Below are 2,066 nucleotides of genomic sequence, written 5' to 3'. Positions count from 1 at the left end.
ATAGACGTAGACCTATCCTGAAATCCCGCTTCCTACGCTAAAACGGCGTAGTAAGGGTTTGAGGACTTTTTTAGTTATGTTAATTGACAAAGACTTAAATGTAAGTATAGAGTGTAGAGATGCGGTTAGCTTGACCGTTAATGCCTGTGGATGAGTAACCGCCGACGGCCTCAGCAGAAGCAGGAAGTAAACATCAATTTGTTACGTTATGTGACGCTTTGTATCAGTTTTATGAAGCAGATATCAAGACTTACGCAAAACCATCACATCTAGTAGGGGCGTTAACGATAGTTATGCGAAGCATAACTATCGTTAACGCCCCTACAAATGGTGTATAATTTCCTTTTTTGCGTAAGTCCTGGAGATATCAGGACTTACGCAGGGACTCTACATATAGAAAGGGCGAATACCATTCTCCCTAGCTATTTGAAAAGTTTATCCATAGATTAGGAGAAAATTATGCGGAATTTTAAGAAGAAAATAGTTACTGATGAAACTATGCGCCCTGTAGCAGTTTTGATTGACTATCAAGACTGGCAAGAAATTGAAAAGTTATTGGCTGCTTGTGAGTTAAAAGTGGAAGAACAAAAGGTAGATTTGGCTGAGTATGCAGGCACAATAAAATTAAGTATAGACCCTTTGGAATATCAACAACAAATTAGGGATGAATGGTAGTGACAGAAAATTTAATTGTGCTAAATACAAAACCACATTTGTATTATTTAGGCGGGCGGTTAGTTAACCCTCTACCTGGTGGTAGATATTTTATTTCTATAATTACTGAAATAGAGTTACTCTCTTATCCCAGTTTGACTCCAGTTGAGGAAATACAAATTCGTAATTTTTTGGCTCAAATAACAATAGTTGGTATTGAGAGTCAAATTAAAGATTTAGCGATCGCTTTACGGAAAAGTTACAGGTTGAAACTTCCTGATGCTATTGTGGCAGCAACAGCACAGTTATTGAATGCCAAGTTATTGACAAATGATGCTAAACTGATAAATTTATTAGAGATTAAAACTGAGTCTGTACAAATTTTATGATTGAATAGCTAGACAAGGATGATACTCATGTCTAGCCTTTTGGAGAAGCTGAGTAATTTTCTAACCACAAGTAATACGAATTAGTATTACTTATCTAACTTCTACTCGTCAAATCCTTTTGTCGGTAATTATTTCAGGTAAAATCAGGCATTAAATAAAAATTATCTGGCCAAAATGCCTGATTTGAAGTTAAAATTATCCTGATTTGAAGTTAAAATTATTCCGTAATTAAGTATATCATCTGTTGGAAAATGCGAAGGATGCTGTGTTTGAACTTACTGATGCAGCAATATTAAGCCCTAGTCCTAATTCTCTAGCAGAATTATCTTTGTCACCAGTATTTCGCCGACGATGGCATAGTGTTTACGAAACTCTAGAAGATTTTTATCCATCACGATACAAATTGATGGAAGTTTATATCAAACAGATAACATTGAATCAAAGACCATTATTAGTAGGAGACCATAGTGGTTGGTTGCGACCAGACGCAGTTACCCTTCAAGAAAGAACTTATGAACATACTCCAGGTAGAATAAGAGTCAATCAACCAATAGGGGTAGTTTTTGGATACAGTACTTTGGCTTACATTCCAGAAGAAAAGGGTAGTTGGGCATTACCTTTAGTTCACCAGAGAATAAATGGTGAAATCCAATCTAGGGGTTGTGTTGCTAGGAGAATATGACCCCGGAAATGACGCTCGACAAAATAACTAATTTTAGTGCGGGTGTCGGGGGTGAATTCATTGAGACCGTCGATACAAATTTCTAGGGCATTATTGTAGATGAGATTTTCTAGGAATTTGCGGTCTGTTTGAGAAATGGGGATTTTTGTTTTGATGGAATCAGCATGAGTAGATTTGGCATCTTTTAAATTTTCGTAGTGGGTTGTGAGGAGGTTAATAGACTTGTCGCTTTATAAGGTAAAGTAAAGTTAATAGGGTGTTTGAGATGGGACAATGTTAGATCTGAATCGGGTGCTAAAAGAAGACCGCCTCAGTGCGGGCATTGACTGGACTAAACCGTA

Annotated in this window: 3 protein-coding genes; all 3 read left to right on the top strand. The window is 37.0% G+C overall.

The features are described from left to right. Positions 1-459 precede the first annotated feature (459 nt). The 3 genes from F6K06_RS33415 to F6K06_RS33405 all read left to right on the top strand — a co-directional run bounded on the left by F6K06_RS33415 (position 460) and on the right by F6K06_RS33405 (position 1,725). Positions 460-675: a hypothetical protein gene (locus F6K06_RS33415; RefSeq protein WP_124146747.1), complete on the top strand. Its 216-nt coding sequence runs from the start codon at positions 460-462 to the stop codon at positions 673-675. Positions 676-692: 17 nt separating this feature from the next. Next, positions 693-1,043, top strand: a complete 351-nt coding sequence (locus F6K06_RS33410; protein ID WP_240039132.1) for a type II toxin-antitoxin system VapC family toxin — start codon at positions 693-695, stop codon at positions 1,041-1,043. 244 nt (positions 1,044-1,287) lie between these two features. Continuing rightward, complete coding sequence (locus F6K06_RS33405) at positions 1,288-1,725, top strand: hypothetical protein (RefSeq protein WP_124146745.1); 438 nt, start codon at positions 1,288-1,290, stop codon at positions 1,723-1,725. The last annotated feature ends 341 nt before the right edge of the window (positions 1,726-2,066 follow it).

This window comes from Okeania sp. SIO1H4 (assembly GCF_010672695.1).
Taxonomy (GTDB): domain Bacteria; phylum Cyanobacteriota; class Cyanobacteriia; order Cyanobacteriales; family Microcoleaceae; genus Okeania; species Okeania hirsuta.
This window is presented reverse-complemented; position numbering and strand designations above follow the sequence as displayed.